Origin of the sequence: Arthrobacter sp. NamB2 (genome assembly GCF_005281365.1) — a bacterium.
GTDB lineage: Bacteria > Actinomycetota > Actinomycetes > Actinomycetales > Micrococcaceae > Arthrobacter_D.
This window is the reverse complement of the sequence record NZ_SZWI01000002.1, coordinates 574,936-591,962: the sequence shown is the minus strand read 5'-3', so window position 1 is coordinate 591,962 and position 17,027 is coordinate 574,936. Positions and strand designations below refer to the sequence as shown.

Here is a 17,027-nt window from a genome sequence, read left to right as displayed (position 1 = left end):
CCCCCCCCCCCCCCCCCCCCCCCCCCCCCCCTCCCCCCCCCCCCCCCCCCCCCCCCCCCCCCCCTCCCCCCCCCCCCCCCCCCCCCCCCCCCCCCCCCCGCCCCCCCCCCCCCCCCCCCCCCCCCCCCCCCTCCCCCCCCCCCCCCCCCCCCGCCCGCCCCGGTGCACCTAGCACTGCTGGCGTGCTGCCTCCTTGTTGCTGGATCGTAAGCACCCTGCCTAGCGGTTTGGGTCGGCAGGGCTTAGGGTCAAAAAGCAAGCTTGCTTAGGCTGTCGATTCGATCGAACCGTCAGCCGGGTTGTCTACGAGGATGTGGAGGCTCGGTACGAATGCCGACTAGTCGAAGAACACGCAGTGCGAAGAGCCGTCCGAAAGCCGCCGTGCTGGCCGGCGTCGTGATGAGCACGCTGGCCATGAGTGGTTGCGGACCGGCGCAGGCGGACAACAGCCTGACCTGGTACATCAACCCGGATGCCGGCGGCCAGGCGGCGATCGCGCAGAAATGCAGCGAGGAGTCCGGTGGGCGCTACAGCATCGAGACGTCGCTCCTTCCCAGTGATGCCGCTTCGCAGCGGGAGCAGCTCGCGCGCCGCCTCGCAGCAGGGGACACATCGCTCGACATCATGAGCCTCGATCCTCCCTTCATCCCCGAACTGGCCGAGCCCGGCTTCCTGGCACCGGTTCCCGAGGAGCTCGCAGAGAGTGCCTCGGAGAACGTCGTCGAAGGCGCGCTCGCGGGCGCGACCTGGAAGGACGAACTGGTGACGGTTCCCTTCTGGGCCAACACGCAGATCCTCTGGTACCGGAAGTCGGTGGCCGAGGCAGCCGGTCTGGACATGACCAAGCCCGTCACCTGGGACCAGATCATGGAAGCCGCCAAGAGCCAGGAGAAGGCGCTGGGCGTCCAGGGCGCGCAGGCCGAGTCGATGACCGTCTGGGTGAACGCACTCGTCGAATCGGCGGGCGGATCCATCATCGTCGACCCCGAGGCCACGGCCGACACCATCGAGCTGGGCCTCGATTCCGAGGCCGGCGCCGAGGCCGCCCGGGTCATCTCGACAATCGGGAAGGACGGGCTGGGCGGCCCGGGGCTGCCCACCCAGGACGAGAACGCCTCCCTCATCGCCTTCCAGGGTGATTCGGGCTCCTTCATGGTGAACTACCCGTTCGTCTGGCCGGCCACGACGGCCGCCGTCGAAGCCGGCACACTCGACCAGGAGGTCCTCGACGACCTCGGGTGGGGCATCTTCCCCCGGATGACCGAGGACCAGGAGTCCGCTCCCCCGCTCGGTGGCATCAACCTCGGTGTCGGCGCGGAAAGCGACAACCCCGAACTCGCCTACGAGGCGATCGAGTGCATCGTCGCGGTGGAGAACCAGTCGGAGTACTTCGTGACCAACGGCAACCCGCCGTCCAACACGGAGGCCTACGAGGACCCCCGCATCGAGGAGTCCTTCCCGATGGCCGAGACCATCAGGGACTCGCTCCAGCTCGCAGCACCCCGTCCGCAGACCCCGTTCTACAACGAGGTCTCCACCGGCATCCAGCAGACCTGGGCGCCACCTGCCGCCGTCGACCCCGAAAGCACCCCGGGGTCCTCGAGCACCTTCATCACTTCGGTCCTCAGAGGGGAGCAACTCCTGTGACCTCCGCCATTCCGGCCAAGACGACGACGGCGTCGTCCGGCGAACCCGGTCCGCGCCTCGACGCAGCCAACCAGAAAACCAACGGCAAGACCAGGAAAGCACCGAAGCAGTACAGCGACCGGGCGCGGGCAGAGCGTCGCCTCGGCTGGATACTCGCCGGTCCGGCCTTCATCATCATGCTGCTGGTGACCCTTTACCCGATCCTGCAGGCCATTTACGAATCGCTGTTCCGCTTCCGCCTCACCGCTCCCAGTGAGCGTGAGTTCATCGGCCTCGGGAACTACGCCGTGATCCTCTCCGATCCCGTGTGGTGGTCGGACCTCTGGACGACGGTCCTCATCACGATCGTCACCGTGGCCGTGGAACTCGTCCTCGGTTTCGCCCTCGCCCTCGTGATGCACAAGGCCCTGAAGTCCGTCCGCGGACTGCTGCGCACCGCGATCCTCGTCCCGTACGGCATCATCACCGTGGTGTCGGCGTTCGCGTGGTTCTACGCGTTCGACATCAGCTCGGGGTACGTCAACAGCTGGTTCAGCTGGCTCCCGGGGATCGACGAGGACCTGAACTGGTTCGCGCAGGGCCCCACGGCCCTCTTCGTCATCATGGCCTCCGAGATCTGGAAGACCACCCCGTTCATCTCGCTGCTCCTGCTCGCGGGCCTCGCGCAGGTGCCCGATGAACTCAGCGAAGCGGCGAAGGTCGACGGCGCCACCTGGTGGGAGCAGATGCGCAAGGTCATCATCCCCAACATGAAGGCCGCGATCATGGTCGCCGTCCTCTTCAGGGCACTGGACGCCTTCCGCATCTTCGACAACGTCTTCATCATGACCAACGGCGCCTACGGCACTGAAGTGCTGTCACTCCTCGCCTACCGCCAGTCGATCAGCAGGCTCGAGATCGGCCTCGGCTCGGCCGTCTCCGTGCTCCTGTTCCTGTGCGTCCTGCTGATCTGCTTCGTGGCGATCAAGCTGTTCAAAGTCGATCTTGCCGGATCGCAGGGAGGAAAGTAATGACGAACACCAGCACCAGGAACAAGGTCCTGTGGGCCATCGCCACGATCCTCGTCCTCATCTACGCACTGTTCCCCGTCGTCTCGATCCTCGCCACCTCCTTCAAGACACCGAGCGACCTGACGAGCGGCAAGTTCCTGCCGTCGTCGGGCACGGCCACGACGAGCAACTACGAGCAGATCCTGGTCGGCGACGCCCAGGGCCTGTTCCTCTCGGCCCTGCGCAACTCGATCGGCATCTCGCTGATCGCCACGTTCATCGCCGTCGTGCTGGCCACGCTGTGCGCCTATGCGATCGCGCGGCTCGACTTCCCCGGCAAGAAGCTGGTCCTGACCACCGCGCTGGCGGTCTCGATCTTCCCGGTCATCTCGATCGTGACGCCGCTGTTCAACCTCTGGCGCACGATCGGCCTCTACGACACCTGGCTCGGGCTCATCATCCCCTACCTCTCCCTCACCCTCCCGATCTCCATCTGGACCCTCGCGGCGTTCTTCCGCCAGATCCCGTGGGAGCTCGAGCAGGCCGCCCAGGTTGACGGGGCGACGACGTGGCAGGCGTTCCGGAAGGCGATCGTGCCGCTGGCCGCTCCCGGGGTCTTCACGACCGCGATCATCGCCTTCTTCATCGCATGGAACGACTTCGTGTACGGCATCTCCCTCACGTCGACCGAGGCGGCGCGGCCGGTTCCCGCGGCGCTCGCGTTCTTCACGGGTGCGTCACAGTTCGAAGCGCCCACCGGTGCGATCTCGGCGGCCGCGATCATCGTCACCATCCCGATCGTCCTCCTCGTCCTGCTCTTCCAACGCCAGATCGTCTCAGGCCTGACCTCGGGCGCCGTCAAGGGCTAACGCCCCCGGTTCAAGTAAAGGATCCGCACCATGGCTTCAATCACCCTCAACCACCTGGTCAAAAAGTACGGCGACGGTTTCCCCGCCGTGAACGACGTCAGCATCGACATCGCGGACGGCGAGTTCATCATCCTCGTCGGCCCGTCGGGCTGTGGGAAGTCCACGCTCCTGCGCATGATCGTGGGCTTGGAGGACATCACGGACGGCGACCTCCTGATCAACGGCCAGCGCGTGAACGACAAGGCACCCCGCGACCGCAACCTGGCGATGGTGTTCCAGAACTACGCGCTGTACCCGCACCTGACCGTGTACGAGAACATCGCGTTCCCGCTGCGCCTGGCCAAGGGCAAGCACTCGGAGGACCAGGTGAACAAGCTGGTCACCGAGGCGGCCGCGACGCTCGAGCTCACGGACCACCTGCAGCGCAAGCCCGCCAACCTCTCCGGTGGTCAGCGGCAGCGCGTTGCCATGGGTCGCGCGATCGTGCGCCAGGCCGACGCGTTCCTCTTCGACGAGCCGCTCTCGAACCTGGACGCCAAGCTCCGTGGCCAGATGCGCTCGGAGATCTCGCAGATGCAGCGCCGCCTCGGCGTCACCTCGATCTACGTCACGCACGACCAGACGGAAGCCATGACCCTCGGTGACCGCGTGGCCGTACTGAAGAAGGGCGAGCTCCAGCAGATCGCCTCGCCCCGCGAGCTCTACGAGCAGCCCGTGAACCTCTTCGTCGCCGGCTTCATCGGTTCGCCGTCGATGAACTTCCTGCCCGCGACGCTGGAGGGCAACGTCCTGCAGACGGCCCTCGGCGCCATCGAGATCCCGGCCGACAAGGCGCGGAAGGCCTCGGGGAAGAAGGTGGTCCTGGTCGGCGTCCGCCCGGAGTTCTTCGAGGACGCGAAGCTGGTGGAGGACCACAAGCGCTCGAACGGATCAACCTTCACGGCGACCCTGACGCACACCGAATGGCTCGGCAACGAGCAGTACGGCTACATCAACTTCGATCCTGCACCGGAGATGCGCGAGCTCCTCGACAACCTGGCGCGGGAGATGGACGCGGACGAACTCCGCCCGCAGGTCGTCGTCACCCTCGATGCAGCGAGCCGGATCCGCGGTGGCCGCGAGGCGGAGCTCTGGCTCGACACGCGCAAGCTCCACCTGTTCGACGCGGAGTCGGGCGAGAACCTCACGCGCGACGCCGAGGCGGGCGCCGAACTCACCCGGGAGGCCAACGAGGAGCGCGCCGAGGAGATCGCGACTGCCCAGCAGGCGGACCTGGACGGCAACGGCAACGGCAGCGGCTTCAGCAGCGGCACCCCGAACCGCGCCACAACCGGCACGGTCGACGCCGGAGCGGGCGCGTCCGGTGGAGCCACTGCTGCCGGCGGGAAGCACGCCGCCGGCTGACGGTATCGCAGCGCCCGCTCCTCCGGGCGGGACATCCAGCACGGGACCGGCACCCAGGAGGGTGCCGGTCCTGCTGTGTAGTGTGGCCCTATGGTCGATCACGACGGCGCCGCCCAGGTCGCCGACATCACTTCCGGATACGTCTTCGACGGACCCACCCTCCACCTCGGGGCGGCCCTCGTGGACGGAACACTGCACACCGACGCGCAGGTGCGCCTGCCCCTCGCGATGATGAACCGCCACGGGCTGATCGCGGGTGCGACCGGTACCGGCAAGACCGTGACGCTGCAGGTCCTGGCGGAGCAGCTCTCCGCGCAGGGAGTGCCGGTCTTCCTGTCCGACATCAAGGGTGACCTCACGGGGCTCACCTCGCCGGGGACGGCGTCGGAGCGGCTGGCCAAGCGCACCGCGGGCGTCGGCCAGGACTGGACGCCGACCGGTTTCCCGGTGGAGTTCCTTACTCTCGGCGGCGACGGCGACGGCATTCCGGTGCGTGCCACCATCACCTCGTTCGGACCCCTGCTGCTCAGCCGCGTCATGGACCTGAACGAGACGCAGGAATCGAGCCTCCACCTCGTCTTCCACTATGCGGACAAGAACGGATTGGAGCTCTACAACCTCGCCGATCTGCGGGCAGCGATCGGATTCCTCACCTCCGACGAGGGCAAGGACGCGCTCGCGGAGCTCGGCGGCCTGTCCAAGGCGACGGCTGGCGTCATCCTGCGCGAATTGGTCACCCTCGAGGCACAGGGTATGGACGCCTTCTTCGGCGAGCCGGAGTTCGATACGGCGGACCTGCTCAGGACGGCCTCCGACGGCCGGGGCATCATCACCTCGCTCGAGCTCGTCACGGTGCAGCAGAAGCCCCGGCTGTTCTCCACGTTCCTGATGTGGCTCCTAGCCGACCTGTTCGCCGAATTGCCGGAGGTCGGCGATCTCGACAAACCGCGTCTCGTCTTCTTCCTCGATGAAGCACACCTGCTGTTCACGGGATCCTCGAAGGCCTTCCGGGAGTCCATCCAGGCGACCGTGCGGCTCATCAGGTCCAAGGGCGTCGGTATCTTCTTCGTCACGCAGACACCGAAGGACATTCCGGGCGAGGTTCTGGGGCAGCTCGCCAACAGGGTGCAGCACGCACTGCGCGCCTTCACGCCCGACGACGCCAAGGCCCTCCGCGCGACCGTCTCCACCTTCCCCATGAGCCCCTACGACCTCGAGGAGGTCCTGACCTCCGCAGGCATCGGCGAAGCGGTCGTGACCGTCATGAACGAGCGTGGCGCCCCGAGTCCGGTCGCCTGGACGCGCCTTCGCTCCCCCGAGTCCACCATGGGGCGGGCGCCGGAAGGAACAATCCCCGCAGTCGTCGCCTCGTCGCCCCTCCTCGATCGGTACAGCACGCCGATCGACAGCCACTCCGCCTACGAGGAGCTCACCGGGCGCCGTCCATCCCCGGAAGCGCGAGGCCCGGTCTCCGCCGGCACGACGGCGCCCGCCCCCGCCCCGGTTCCCGAGGAGCGCGACGCCGAAGCGCGCCGTATCGAGGAGGACATCCTCGGCGTGCCCTCCCCGCCCTCGCGGAGCGACCGGAGCGACCGGAGCGACCGCCCCAGCACGAAGGACAGGCGACGCGGCCCGGACAACAATGAGATGGCCGACCTCGCACTCAAGGCCGCCGGCGTCATCGGGAAGGAACTGGCGCGCGGGCTCTTCGGGACGGGCCGCCGCAAGCGCCGGTGGTAGCGGGAGGGCCGGGACTGCAGCCGGCGGATGAGGTCACCCGATGATCGTGATCGAGATCGTGAGCTCCACCCTCACGGCGCTTGGCCTGGGGCTGCTCATCGCCGCCCTGGTGATCCGGCTGGTCTACGGCTCCTGGACCAGGACCCAGGCGATCACCTTCGAGCACGAGGGCCATCCCTACCTCCGTTGGCACGACCACCGGTACCGCATCGTCGAGGCGCTGTGGTCCAGCGAGGTCCGACGTCGGAAGAACCATCCCGCTACCCCTCCGCCCCTGCCCGGGGAGGAGGTCTCGATCTACTACCACGCGCGCAGCCCCGCCCACTGGTCCCTCCAGCCGCCCTACCGGGGGACGCGGGCGGTCGCCGCCGTCGGCCTCGCCTGCACCGTCGTCGGGGTCCTCCTCGGCTTCCTGCCCGGCTGAGGAAGGCACAGCCGGTACGGTTGAGATGTGCAAACCACCTCCGTAGTGAAGGTCCTGGCGGCGTGGCTGCTCGGCCTCATGCTGGTCGTCGCCGGCTTCATCGCGACCGTGTCCGTCCTCAACGGGCAGCTCTACAGCCCGGAACACCAGGTGCGCCTGTACCTCGACGCAATGCGTGACGGCGACGGGGAGAAGGCCCTCGGCCTCCTCAACGCCTCCGTCCCGGACGGTGCCAACCCGACCCTGCTGGACGGTGAGGCCCTGAGCCGGGGCAGTAATCCGCTCGAGGACCTCGAGGTGGGCGAAGCACGGGGCACCGGCGGGGACCGGGTCGAGGTGCCCGTGACCTACACGGTCGACGGCGTCGCGACGAGCACCGTCTTCCCCCTGCAGCGGACCGGGACCGAGTGGGGCTTCTTCAACGTCTGGCAGTTCGAGCCGACCGTCCTCCCGACCGTCGAGGTATCCGCGCTGAACAGCGTCGTGGCCGCCGTGAACGGCGTCGACGTAGGGCTTCCCGACGGCAGAGCCGCCCTCGCGGCCCTCTACCCGACCGCACTCACCGCCGAGTACGAGGGCAGGTACTTCTCGGCGCCCGCGAGGCACGCGACGATCACCAGCCGCGAGAATCCTCCGCCTCCCCTGGCACTGGCGACGGAGGCGACGCCGGAACTCACCCGGGCCGTCGACGATCAGCTGCACGCGTTCCTGGACGGCTGCGCGGAGCAGACCGTCTTCCAACCGACCAACTGCCCGTTCAACTACCCGACGAACGAGCGTCTGGCCGGCGACATCTCGTGGTCGATCGCGGAGTACCCGACCGCCACCATCTCTCCCGGCAACGGCGGGTGGTATCTCGCGACTCTCCGCGGATCCGCCCGCATAGAGACCCGGCTCCGGGACTTCTTCTCGGGTGCCGTCCGGGACGTCTCGGAGGCCGTCCCATTCGAGTTCGAGGCCGACCTCGTGGTCACCGAGGACGCGATCACGGTGACCCCGGTGGTGCGGTACCGGTAGCGGTCGACGCCGGGCGTCGTGCTTCGGGTGCCGGATACCGTCAGGGAATGAGGTTCTCCGCGCGGTAGCGGTCGAACAGCGTGACGATCGCATCGTAGGTCCGTCGGTATCCGGTGAACCCGGCGTCGCGGCTCTTGCCCATATCGGTCACCACTTCGATGTCGCGCCCGAGATCGCTGTCGGTGTGCCACCAGGACGCCATCCGGTCGAGGTTCGGCTCAGCGAGCCCGTGGCGCTGCGCGAGTTCCCTCCACCGGTCCTCGGTGCCCGCCATAGCCTGCTCGAGCGGACGGGGTGCCGTCGCGAAGCCTTCCCATTCGACGCCGAAGTACGCCGCCAGCCTGGGCCACATCCAGCGCCACCGGAAGACATCCCCGTTCACGATGTTGAACGCCTCATCAGCTGCGGCGGGCGCGGTCGATGCCCACAGCATGTGTTCGGCCAGGAGCCCGGCGTCCGTCATGTCGGTCAGGCCGTTCCACTGGGTCTCCGAGCCGGGGAACACGAAGGGCTCGCCCGCTTCCCTGCACAGCGTTGCCTGGGTGGCCAGCGTGAGGCCCATGTTCATCGCATTGCCGACGGCATGACCGATGACCGTGTGCGCCCGGTGCACCGACCACGAGAAGCCCTGCCCGGCTGCGGCAGCCCAGAGCTCGTCCTCCTGCGCATAGTAGAAGTTGCGGATCGGCAGCCGCGGTTCCTCCTCGTGGAACGGTGTGTCGGCCATTCGCCCGGCTGCGTACGCTTCGAACGGTCCGAGGTAGTGCTTGAGCCCCGTCATGAGTGCCACGTGGGCCACGTCCTTGCCGCGCAGCGCAACGAGCAGGTCACGGAGCATGCCCGCGTTGACCGCGATGTTCTCCTCTTCGGACTCTCGGCGCGACCACGCCGTGAAGAAGACGTGCGAGGGGTTCTCCTGGTGCAGTGCGGCGGCCAGCGATTCGACCGACGTCAGGTCCGCGGACAACCACCGAACGCCGTCGCGCTCCGCTCCCGGTCGACGGGAGAGTGCCAGGACCGTCCAGCCCTCGAGGGCCAGCCTCTCGACGAGTGCCGATCCTGCGATACCCGTGGCCCCCGCTACGAGCGCCGTCTTCTGTCCGTCCACTGCTGTCGTGTCATCGATCGCCATACTCGGCACAAGCCCGCCTGCGGAGGGTCTATTCCTGCGAGCAGCCCGGCAGTGGAGGCCGGACGCACCAAGGGCACCGGCGGAGACCGGTGCCCTTCGGAGCCGGAGTGCAGGACCGGCGGTACCGTTCTGTACCCGTCAGTACCCGTCAGTACCCGTCAGTCGAGTCCGCGCAGGTCCAGCGTCAGGGCGGTGTCGCCGTCGCCGGTGACGGACACGGGGATGCCCCAATCCTGCTGGTACAGGTGGCAGGCGGCATGGTCCGGAATCTCCCCGCCCGGCTCGCCGTCGCAGGACGCCGCCCGTGCGGTGATGTGCAGGACGCCGTCGCCCGCCTCCGGCGAGAGGACCAGCTCCCGCGTCAGGCCCGTGGACGTACCGCCGCCCGAGACCAGGAGGGATTGAGGTGAAGCGCTGATCTTCAGCTGGGTCGGATCCCCCCAGCGGTCATCGAGCTTCTGGCCCTTCGGCGCAGTGAACCGGACCGTCAGGGCTACCGGCCCGGCGGACATCGGCGTCTTCGGCCGCTGCGTCTGGGACGCTCCCTCGTCGACCGCGAGTGCTTCCTTGGGCAGCGGCACCCTGACGAGCTGGTGCCGGTTGGTCTCGACGACGATGAGCAGCGGATCGCCGCCATCGGCCACGGGCGTCATGTCGACGAGCACGTCCGACGGCTCGGAGAGGCCACGGAGCAATGTGGATACCTGGCGCGTCGCGGGGTCGTACCGGCGGACGGCACCGTTGTAGGTGTCGGCGATCGCGATGGAGCCGTCCGGAAGTGCTGCCACGCCGAGAGGGTGCTGCAGGCGCGCCTGGTCGGCATCGCCGTCCCGGAAGCCGAAGTCGAACAGCCCGGTGCCGATGGCGGTCTGCACCTGCACCTTCCTGCTCCCGTTCACCTCGATGAAGGACAGGAGCCGCACCGAGGACGTCTCGGAGTCCGCGACCCAGAGGGTGCCGTTCGCGTCCTCCGCCAGCCCGGAGGACTGGGCGAACCAGGCGGCGGATGCATCGCCGTCGAGCAGCCCCTCGAGGCCGGTGCCGGCGATCACCTCCACGGCGTGGGTGCGGGGGTCGTAGCTGAAGATCTGGTGCGTCCCCGCCATGGCGATCACCACACTCTCCAGCACGGACGAGTACAGCACGTCCCAGGGGGAGGACAGCGACACGTTGAGCGCATCCGTACCGAGTTGAGTCTCGGTGAGGCGCGGTGTCCCGCTCTCCGTTCCGATGTCGTAGGAGTTCTCCTGCCGCCCGATCTTCGTGTGGTTCCCGGCGTCGAGCAAGCGCTGTGTGCCGTTGCCTGCGAGCGTGCGCACCTCGCCGGTCGCAAGGGAGACGCCGCGCAGTCGGTGGTTCACCGAGTCGGCGACGACGACGTCGTATCCGACCTCCGAAGCCAGCTCGGCAGGCAGCAGTGCGACGCCCTGAGGCTCGTTGAACTGCGCCTCGTCGGGGCTTCCGTCGCGGTGCCCCTTCGTGCCGGACCCGATGGTGCGGCGCACCGTGACGAGGTCGGCCTCGAGCTCTACCAGCCGGTGGTGCCCCGTATCACCTGCGAGGAAGGTGCCGGTTGCGGGCAGCGCGAGGAGCTTGCCGGGGAACTTGAGGTCGCCGGCCGTGCTCTCCGCGGGGACGTAGGGGCCGTCCCCGCGGTGCAGCGTGCCCTTGGCTTCGTGCTCGGCCACCAGTTCCTCCACGAGCGAGGTCAGCCCTGCGGCATGCCCCTCGCCGGAGAGGTGCGCCACGATGTAGCCCTCGGGGTCGATGACGACGAGCGTCGGCCATGCGCGGGCCGTGTAGGCCTGCCACGTGGTCAGCTCGGGGTCGTCGAGGACGGGATGGTGGATGTCGTAGCGTTCGACGGCGGCGGCCAGTGCCACGGGATCGGCCTCGTGCTCGAACTTGGGCGAGTGCACGCCGACCGTGACGAGGACGTCCGAGTACTGCTCCTCGAGGGGGCGCAGCTCGTCGAGGACGTGGAGGCAGTTGATGCAGCAGAACGTCCAGAAGTCGAGGATCACGATCTTCCCGCGGAGGTCCTCGAGCTGCAGCTGCCTCCCGCCGGTGTTGAGCCAGTTACGGCCGGTCAGCGCTGAGCCGCGCACGCGGTATCCGGTGCGCGTGGTGGTCTCGGTCATTCATCGTCTCCTGCGGTGGTGGTCACCCGCGCCGTGGGCTGCTGCCCGGAACGGCGGGGTCCGGCGTCGCGCGCGGCGAGGTCGGCGAACATGCTGTTGTAAGCCGTGAGGTCGGCGTCATTATTCCTGTCGGCTGCCCGGTCCTTGCGCTTGGTCTCGCGGGCGTCCGATCGGGACCACATGATTGCGACTCCGATGGCCAGCAGCAACGTCGGCAGCTCACCGACTCCCCATGTGACGGCGCCGCCCACCTGCTGGTCGGCCAGGGCCGAAACGCCCCACTCGCGGCCCATGTTCCCGAACCAGGACGCTTCCAGCAACGACGTCGACCCCATGAGGGTGACGCCGAAGAAGGCGTGGAAGGCCATGGTCGCGAAGAGCAGCAGGATGCGCAGGGGGTACGGAGCGCGCAGCGGCACGGGGTCGGAACCGATCATCGAGAGCACGAAGATGTAGCCCGTGATGAGGAAGTGCGTGATCATCAGCTCGTGGCCGACGTGCTCGCGCAGGGCGAATCCGAACAGCGGCGAGTAGTAGAACACGATGATCGACGCCACGAAGTTGCCCGCCGCGAACAGCGGATGCGTGATGATGCGTGAGGGCCACGAGTGCACGATGACGAGGATCCACTCGCGCAGGCCGCGGCTGCCGTCACGTCGCGCGGCAAGGGCCTTGAGGGCCAGCGTGACGGGTGCGCCGAGGATGAGGAACAGCGGCACCACCATGGTCAGCGCCATGTGGTCGATCATGTGCGCGCTGAAGAGCACCATCCCGTAGATCGCCGGCGCTCCGGACGTGAAGTAGGTCAGCAGCACCAGGCCGACGACCCAGCTGGCGAGCCGCAGGAGCGACCACGCATCGCCACGGCGGCGGAGCTTCATCACCCCGAGGACGTACGCGACGCCGAGAGTCACGGCGACGGTGATCCACAGCCAGTCGGGGCGCCATTCCGTGAGCCACCGGGCGGCGGTGGGTTCGGGCGGGAGGTCGTATCCGGTGAGGATGCGGGCGGGATCGGCCTCGGTGGGCAACTCCTCGGCCCGGGGCGGCGCAGTGCGACCGAGGGCGCCGGCCACGCCGGAGACGGCAGCCATGATGACCAGTTCTACGGCGATGAGCTGCCAGAGCACGCGACGTGCGGAGTGCTTGGAGGCCGCCGTGCCGTTGGTTGCCTCCAATTGCGGGATGATCCACTGCCGGTGCATCCAGCCGACGCCGCCGAGCAGGAGCGTGGCGATGGTCTTGAAGGTGACGAGCAGCCCCCACTGCGAGCTCAGCTGAGCCAGGTCGGTGATGCGGAGGCTCGCGTTCACCACGCCGGAGGCCACGACGAGGAAAAAGGCGAACCCCGCCAGGGCCGAGAAGCGCTTGAGTACCGGCAGCGTCTGATTGCCGAGAGTGCCGCCGACGACGGCGAGGGAGATGATGCCGCCCACCCAGAGACACACGCCGACGAGGTGCAGTGCGATGGAGTTGACCGCTGCGTTGTGGTCGTCACCGCTGGCGGAATGCCCGATCAGCGCCATCGGTAGGAGATTCAGGAGCGCGAGCACCATCGTGAGAGCGAGGCCCGTCTGCGACCGGACACCGAAGAGGATCGTGGCGAGCACGGCCGAGACGATGGACGTCACCAGCCAGGCACGTCCCGTCGAGAAGTCGGTGAGGAACGCCGCCAGCCCCTGGGTGTAGGCGGGGTCGGTGCTCAGCGGCAGGCCCGCCGCGTCCGAGTAGGTGAAGACCATGACGCCGAGCGCGCCCAGCGTCCAGGCGACGGCGGAGACGGCGGCGAGCAGCAATACTCGGGAGAAGGCGGGGTGCTCGGCCGCATCCGGCTTGGGGGTGCGGCCCTTGCCCGCTACATGCCGCGGCAGCATGACCACGGCGAAGACGAGGGCGCCGATGGTGGCGGCGGCGGCCGTGTTGTTCAGGACCTTCGCGACGGGCAGCCCCCACCGGGTGACGGCACCCGGATCACCGAGTTGCCGAGCTGCGGCGGCGCCCGAGTAGAACAGCGCGACGACGAGTGCCGCGAAGACGACGACACCCGCGAGGATCAGCCAGACGTTTCCGACGCCGGTCCGGTCGGCGCCGGCAAGCGCGCTGCGGGGTTGCTTCGCTGTAGTCGACACGTACACCATTCTCTACCCGGAGTAGAAATAGGGCCAATCATGGACAGGTCCCTGCTTCGGGCGAGACATCGATCCGAGACGGAGGGCCGCTGCCGTCACGGCAGCGGCCCTCCGGGGATCTGGAAGCTACTTGGCGGAAGCCTTCAGCTTGGAGCCTGCGGTCAGCTTGACGCTGTGCCCGGCGGCGATCTGGATCGTCTCACCCGTCTGGGGGTTACGGCCGGTGCGCGCTGCGCGGCTGGTGCGCTCGACGGCGAGCCATCCGGGGATGGTGATCTTCTCGTCCTTGGCGATGGACTCGGCAAAGACGTCGAACAGAGCGTCAAGGACGCTGTTGACCGATGCCTGGCTGGTGTCAGCCTTCGCTGCTACCTCGGCGACAAGTTCACTACGGTTTTTAGCCACTTTAGGTCCTCCTGGACGTCACTCTTCGGAACGAGCTTTTCACGGTATACGAAAAGCCTCTGTCCGAAAACCTATCAGCTAGTGCGCCCTGTTCCGCGTGTTTACGCGGCTTTCCGGCAGAATCGCGGCCTTTTCGGGGCGGTTCGCCGCCCGGATCGGCTCCGAGCGGATCCCCTCGGAGCCGGCCTGGGCCGGAACGACGGAGAAGCCGGCAGCCCGAGGGCTGCCGGCTTCTCCGGTCACCGCCAGGGGCGGTGGACGATGCTGCTGGAGCGTGACGCTCCGAAGGGTGTTACCAGCTCGACTTGGTTACGCCGGGCAGTTCGCCGCGGTGGGCCATGTCACGGAACCGGATGCGTGAGATCCCGAACTTCTGGATCGTTCCGCGCGGGCGTCCGTCGATCTGGTCGCGGTTGCGCAGGCGCACCGGCGAAGCGTTGCGGGGAAGCTTCTGCAGGCCGAGGCGTGCTGCTTCGCGTGCTTCATCGGTGGCGTTCTCGTCGACGAGAGTCTTCTTCAGCTCGAGGCGCTTGGCTGCGTAGCGCTCGACGATGACCTTGCGCTGCTCGTTGCGAGCAATCTTTGACTTCTTGGCCATGGTTAGCGCTCCTCTCGGAATTCGACGTGCTTGCGGATCTTGGGGTCGTACTTCATCAGGACCATGCGGTCCGGATCGTTACGACGGTTCTTGCGTGTCACGTAGGTGTAGCCCGTACCAGCGGTGGACTTCAGCTTGATGATCGGACGTACGTCTTTGTCCTTTGCCATTAGAGCTTCACTCCTCTCGCGAGGATGGACGCCACGACAGCGTCGATGCCACGGACATCAATCGTCTTGATGCCACGGGCGGAGACCTGCAGTGTCACGTTGCGGCGCAGGGAAGGCACGTAGTAGCGCTTCTTCTGAATGTTGGGGTCGAACCGGCGCTTGTTGCGGCGGTGCGAGTGCGAAATGCTGTGTCCAAAGCCGGGCTCGGCTCCGGTCACTTGGCAGTGGGCTGCCATAACTCTCCTCCAGATTAGATGAACGTGACGGAATCACTTGTTGAGCGTCCCGCCACCAGTAATGACACCGTTATTACTGCAGCTTTCCGGAGGTTGACCTGGCAGGGTGAGAACCTGCCGAAGCGCCTCGCCGCGGGGAAGACGGTGAAGATTAGGCTGGGTACGGCCTTGCGGTCGACACAGCCTTAAATTCTAGGTAGTCACGGGTAGCTGGGCAAATTCCGTCCCGTCCTGACGACGGGGCAGCATCAGCCGCAGCCAAACGCCTTACCATACTACCGGCTGTATCTTGCTTGACCAAAACCGGCCGGTCGCGCGTCCGTCAGTCCCTGGGGACGATCAGGGGATCGTCGGGTCCCGTACCCTCGCGGGCTCCGGACACGACGGCGCCCGAATCGACGACGGCGTACCTGACGGAGCCGCCGTCCGCGACCCGCACGCGGTCCAGCAGGACGGAGTCCTCGACGACGGCCCCCGCCTCGACCGTTGCGCCGGATCCGATGACGCTCCTGCGGACCGTGCCGTGCACCACGGCGCCGGGTGCGATCAGCGCATTGCCGATGACGGACCCATCGCCGATGAACGCAGGGGCCAGCTGCGGAGGCTCGGTGAGGATCGGCCACGCCGGGTCCGCGAGCTCCAGGCCCTTGCCGTCGAGCAGGTCGAGGTGGGCGCGGAGGTAGTTGGCCGGGGTGCCGAGATCACGCCAGTACCCTTCGAGCCGGTGCTCGACCACGGAGCCCTGCTCCACGAGGTGGGGAACCAGGTGGTGGCCGTAGTCACCGAGGCCGCCGTGGTCGTCCTGCAACCGTTCGAGGGCGTCGAGCAGGCTTGCGGCGGTATAGAGGAAGACCTCGGCGGCGACGATGGTGGTTCGCGGGTTCTCCGGCTTGTAGGCGAACCCGGTGACGCGCCCGTCGTCGTCGACGTCCGCCACGCCGTGGTTGGACGCGTCGCCGTCGAAGTCGACCGTGACCATCGTGAGGGCGGCGCCGGTCCTGACGTGCGTGTCGACGACGTCGCGATAGTCGAGCCGGTACAGGTGGTCCGAACTCAGCACCAGCACGAGGTCCGGCGCGAAGTCCCGGATGAAGGATGCCTGGCGGAGGAGCCCGTCCGCGTTGCCCTCGGCGAAGCCCTCGCCCTCGTGGCCGCTGAAGGGGGGCAGCACCAGCAGTCCGCCGCGCGTGCGGTCGAGGTCCCAGGGCCGGCCGTTGCGGAGGTGGTCGTTGATGGTCTTGGGCTGGTACTGCTCCATGATCCAGACGTCGGAGATCCCGCTGTGGTGCAGGTTGGACAGGGGGACGTCGATCAGCCGGAAGCTGCCGCCCAGCGGCATGGCCGGCTTGGCCCGGTGATTGGTCAGCGCCCCGAGGCGTCCGCCCGACCCTCCCGCCAGGACGATGGCGAGGATCCGGGGCTCGTGCCGCGAGTGTGGCCGGGAGTGTGTCTGGGTCATGCGCCCTCCTGTCCTGCCGGGCCTATGCGCCGGTCTCGGGTGCCTGGTCGGCACCAGGGGCGTCGAGGGCGGCACCGGATCCCCGCGCCGGCGCCCCGCCCGTGATGTCGGCCTCCACCGCCGCCTCGCCGTCGGCGAGGATCCAGTGGGCGCTGTCCATGCCGCGCAGGATCTTCCGGCCGACCCGATCGAGGTCTGTCACGTCCTGTTCGTCGAGCGCGTCGAAGACGGTGGAGCGGACCTGGGCGACATGGGACACCGCCAGCTCCGTCAGCATCTCGAGCCCGGCCGGCGTGAGCGATGCGGTGGTCACGCGCCCGTCGGACGACGAGGGTACGCGGGCCACCCACCCGCGGACCTCGAGCTTCTTGACCACGTGACTCAGGCGTGAGAGGGATGCCGCCGAACGCGCGGCCAGTTCGCTCATGGGCAGGCGGGCATCCTCGGCCTCGGAGAGCATGGCCAGCACGTGGTAGTCGAACAGGGTGATGCGCGCCTCGCGGAAGAGATGGGCGTCGAGGCTCGCCGGGAGGAGTGACGACAGCGCATAGAGGGCCAGCCACGCGCGCCGCTCCTCGGGTGTGAGCCAGTGCGCCGCCATCCGCTCATTCTGGCACATCGGTTCCCTGCGCCGACGGGGGTCCAGGCTGTGCGCCCCGTGCTTGCG

Annotated in this window: 16 protein-coding genes; 7 read left to right on the top strand and 9 right to left on the bottom strand. The window is 67.9% G+C overall.

Features of this window, described 5'->3' with window-relative positions:
• The first annotated feature begins 330 nt into the window (after positions 1-330).
• From FDK12_RS06515 to FDK12_RS06485, 7 genes are all read left to right on the top strand, one after another.
• Positions 331-1,647 (top strand): extracellular solute-binding protein, encoded by a 1,317-nt coding sequence (locus FDK12_RS06515; protein ID WP_137368772.1) that lies wholly within the window; start codon positions 331-333, stop codon positions 1,645-1,647.
• Complete coding sequence (locus FDK12_RS06510; protein WP_223263126.1) at positions 1,644-2,657, top strand: carbohydrate ABC transporter permease; 1,014 nt, start codon at positions 1,644-1,646, stop codon at positions 2,655-2,657. The genes FDK12_RS06515 and FDK12_RS06510 overlap by 4 nt, the downstream gene beginning before the upstream one ends.
• Positions 2,657-3,505 (top strand): carbohydrate ABC transporter permease, encoded by an 849-nt coding sequence (locus FDK12_RS06505; RefSeq protein ID WP_137368771.1) that lies wholly within the window; start codon positions 2,657-2,659, stop codon positions 3,503-3,505. The genes FDK12_RS06510 and FDK12_RS06505 overlap by 1 nt, the downstream gene beginning before the upstream one ends.
• Positions 3,506-3,535: 30 nt before the next feature.
• Positions 3,536-4,909 (top strand): ABC transporter ATP-binding protein, encoded by a 1,374-nt coding sequence (locus FDK12_RS06500; protein ID WP_137368770.1) that lies wholly within the window; start codon positions 3,536-3,538, stop codon positions 4,907-4,909.
• Positions 4,910-4,999: 90 nt separating this feature from the next.
• Positions 5,000-6,649, top strand: coding sequence for a helicase HerA-like domain-containing protein (locus FDK12_RS06495; protein ID WP_137368769.1), 1,650 nt, complete (start codon positions 5,000-5,002; stop codon positions 6,647-6,649).
• A gap of 40 nt (positions 6,650-6,689) precedes the next feature.
• Positions 6,690-7,073, top strand: coding sequence for a hypothetical protein (locus tag FDK12_RS06490; protein WP_137368768.1), 384 nt, complete (start codon positions 6,690-6,692; stop codon positions 7,071-7,073).
• 27 nt (positions 7,074-7,100) lie between these two features.
• Entirely contained in the window at positions 7,101-8,090 is a 990-nt protein-coding gene (locus FDK12_RS06485) for a hypothetical protein (RefSeq protein ID WP_223263125.1), read from the top strand.
• A 40-nt stretch (positions 8,091-8,130) separates the two neighbouring features.
• Here FDK12_RS06485 and FDK12_RS06480 read toward each other — a convergent pair whose 3' ends face one another.
• The 9 genes from FDK12_RS06480 to FDK12_RS06440 form a co-directional block, all read right to left on the bottom strand.
• Positions 8,131-9,222: an SDR family oxidoreductase gene (locus tag FDK12_RS06480; RefSeq protein WP_137368767.1), complete on the bottom strand. Its 1,092-nt coding sequence runs from the start codon at positions 9,220-9,222 to the stop codon at positions 8,131-8,133.
• Positions 9,223-9,380: 158 nt separating this feature from the next.
• Positions 9,381-11,363 (bottom strand): NHL domain-containing thioredoxin family protein, encoded by a 1,983-nt coding sequence (locus FDK12_RS06475; protein WP_137368766.1) that lies wholly within the window; start codon positions 11,361-11,363, stop codon positions 9,381-9,383.
• The gene (locus FDK12_RS06470; RefSeq protein WP_411266151.1) at positions 11,360-13,492 is read right to left on the bottom strand and encodes a cytochrome c oxidase assembly protein; all 2,133 of its coding nucleotides are present in this window, start codon (positions 13,490-13,492) and stop codon (positions 11,360-11,362) included. Before FDK12_RS06470 ends, FDK12_RS06475 begins: the two co-directional genes overlap by 4 nt.
• A 126-nt stretch (positions 13,493-13,618) precedes the next feature.
• Positions 13,619-13,897: an HU family DNA-binding protein gene (locus tag FDK12_RS06465; RefSeq protein WP_087074140.1), complete on the bottom strand. Its 279-nt coding sequence runs from the start codon at positions 13,895-13,897 to the stop codon at positions 13,619-13,621.
• A gap of 292 nt (positions 13,898-14,189) precedes the next feature.
• Positions 14,190-14,495: a 30S ribosomal protein S14 gene (gene rpsN, locus FDK12_RS06460; protein WP_104116235.1), complete on the bottom strand. Its 306-nt coding sequence runs from the start codon at positions 14,493-14,495 to the stop codon at positions 14,190-14,192.
• 2 nt (positions 14,496-14,497) lie between these two features.
• A complete protein-coding gene (gene rpmG / locus FDK12_RS06455) occupies positions 14,498-14,665 on the bottom strand; it encodes a 50S ribosomal protein L33 (RefSeq protein WP_019481734.1) in 168 nt (55 codons plus the stop codon).
• Positions 14,665-14,901: a 50S ribosomal protein L28 gene (gene rpmB / locus FDK12_RS06450; RefSeq protein ID WP_043441573.1), complete on the bottom strand. Its 237-nt coding sequence runs from the start codon at positions 14,899-14,901 to the stop codon at positions 14,665-14,667. The genes rpmG and rpmB overlap by 1 nt, the downstream gene beginning before the upstream one ends.
• Positions 14,902-15,223: 322 nt before the next feature.
• Positions 15,224-16,360 carry a glucose-1-phosphate adenylyltransferase family protein gene (locus FDK12_RS06445; RefSeq protein WP_137368764.1) on the bottom strand — a complete coding sequence of 379 codons (1,137 nt, stop codon included), beginning with the start codon at positions 16,358-16,360 and terminating at the stop codon, positions 15,224-15,226.
• A gap of 22 nt (positions 16,361-16,382) precedes the next feature.
• Positions 16,383-16,961 (bottom strand): MarR family winged helix-turn-helix transcriptional regulator, encoded by a 579-nt coding sequence (locus tag FDK12_RS06440; RefSeq protein WP_137368763.1) that lies wholly within the window; start codon positions 16,959-16,961, stop codon positions 16,383-16,385.
• Positions 16,962-17,027: the final 66 nt, after the last annotated feature.

What these genes read in the sequence shown, in the direction of transcription:
- FDK12_RS06515 (WP_137368772.1), top strand. Translation starts at nt 331, where the DNA reads ATGCCGACTAGTCGAAGAACACGCAGTGCGAAGAGCCGTCCGAAAGCC.
- FDK12_RS06505 (WP_137368771.1), top strand. Translation starts at nt 2,657, where the DNA reads ATGACGAACACCAGCACCAGGAACAAGGTCCTGTGGGCCATCGCCACG.
- FDK12_RS06500 (WP_137368770.1), top strand. Translation starts at nt 3,536, where the DNA reads ATGGCTTCAATCACCCTCAACCACCTGGTCAAAAAGTACGGCGACGGT.
- FDK12_RS06495 (WP_137368769.1), top strand. Translation starts at nt 5,000, where the DNA reads ATGGTCGATCACGACGGCGCCGCCCAGGTCGCCGACATCACTTCCGGA.
- FDK12_RS06490 (WP_137368768.1), top strand. Translation starts at nt 6,690, where the DNA reads ATGATCGTGATCGAGATCGTGAGCTCCACCCTCACGGCGCTTGGCCTG.
- FDK12_RS06480 (WP_137368767.1), bottom strand. Translation starts at nt 9,222, where the DNA reads ATGGCGATCGATGACACGACAGCAGTGGACGGACAGAAGACGGCGCTC.
- FDK12_RS06475 (WP_137368766.1), bottom strand. Translation starts at nt 11,363, where the DNA reads ATGACCGAGACCACCACGCGCACCGGATACCGCGTGCGCGGCTCAGCG.
- rpsN (WP_104116235.1), bottom strand. Translation starts at nt 14,495, where the DNA reads ATGGCCAAGAAGTCAAAGATTGCTCGCAACGAGCAGCGCAAGGTCATC.
- rpmG (WP_019481734.1), bottom strand. Translation starts at nt 14,665, where the DNA reads ATGGCAAAGGACAAAGACGTACGTCCGATCATCAAGCTGAAGTCCACC.
- rpmB (WP_043441573.1), bottom strand. Translation starts at nt 14,901, where the DNA reads ATGGCAGCCCACTGCCAAGTGACCGGAGCCGAGCCCGGCTTTGGACAC.
- FDK12_RS06445 (WP_137368764.1), bottom strand. Translation starts at nt 16,360, where the DNA reads ATGACCCAGACACACTCCCGGCCACACTCGCGGCACGAGCCCCGGATC.
- FDK12_RS06440 (WP_137368763.1), bottom strand. Translation starts at nt 16,961, where the DNA reads ATGGCGGCGCACTGGCTCACACCCGAGGAGCGGCGCGCGTGGCTGGCC.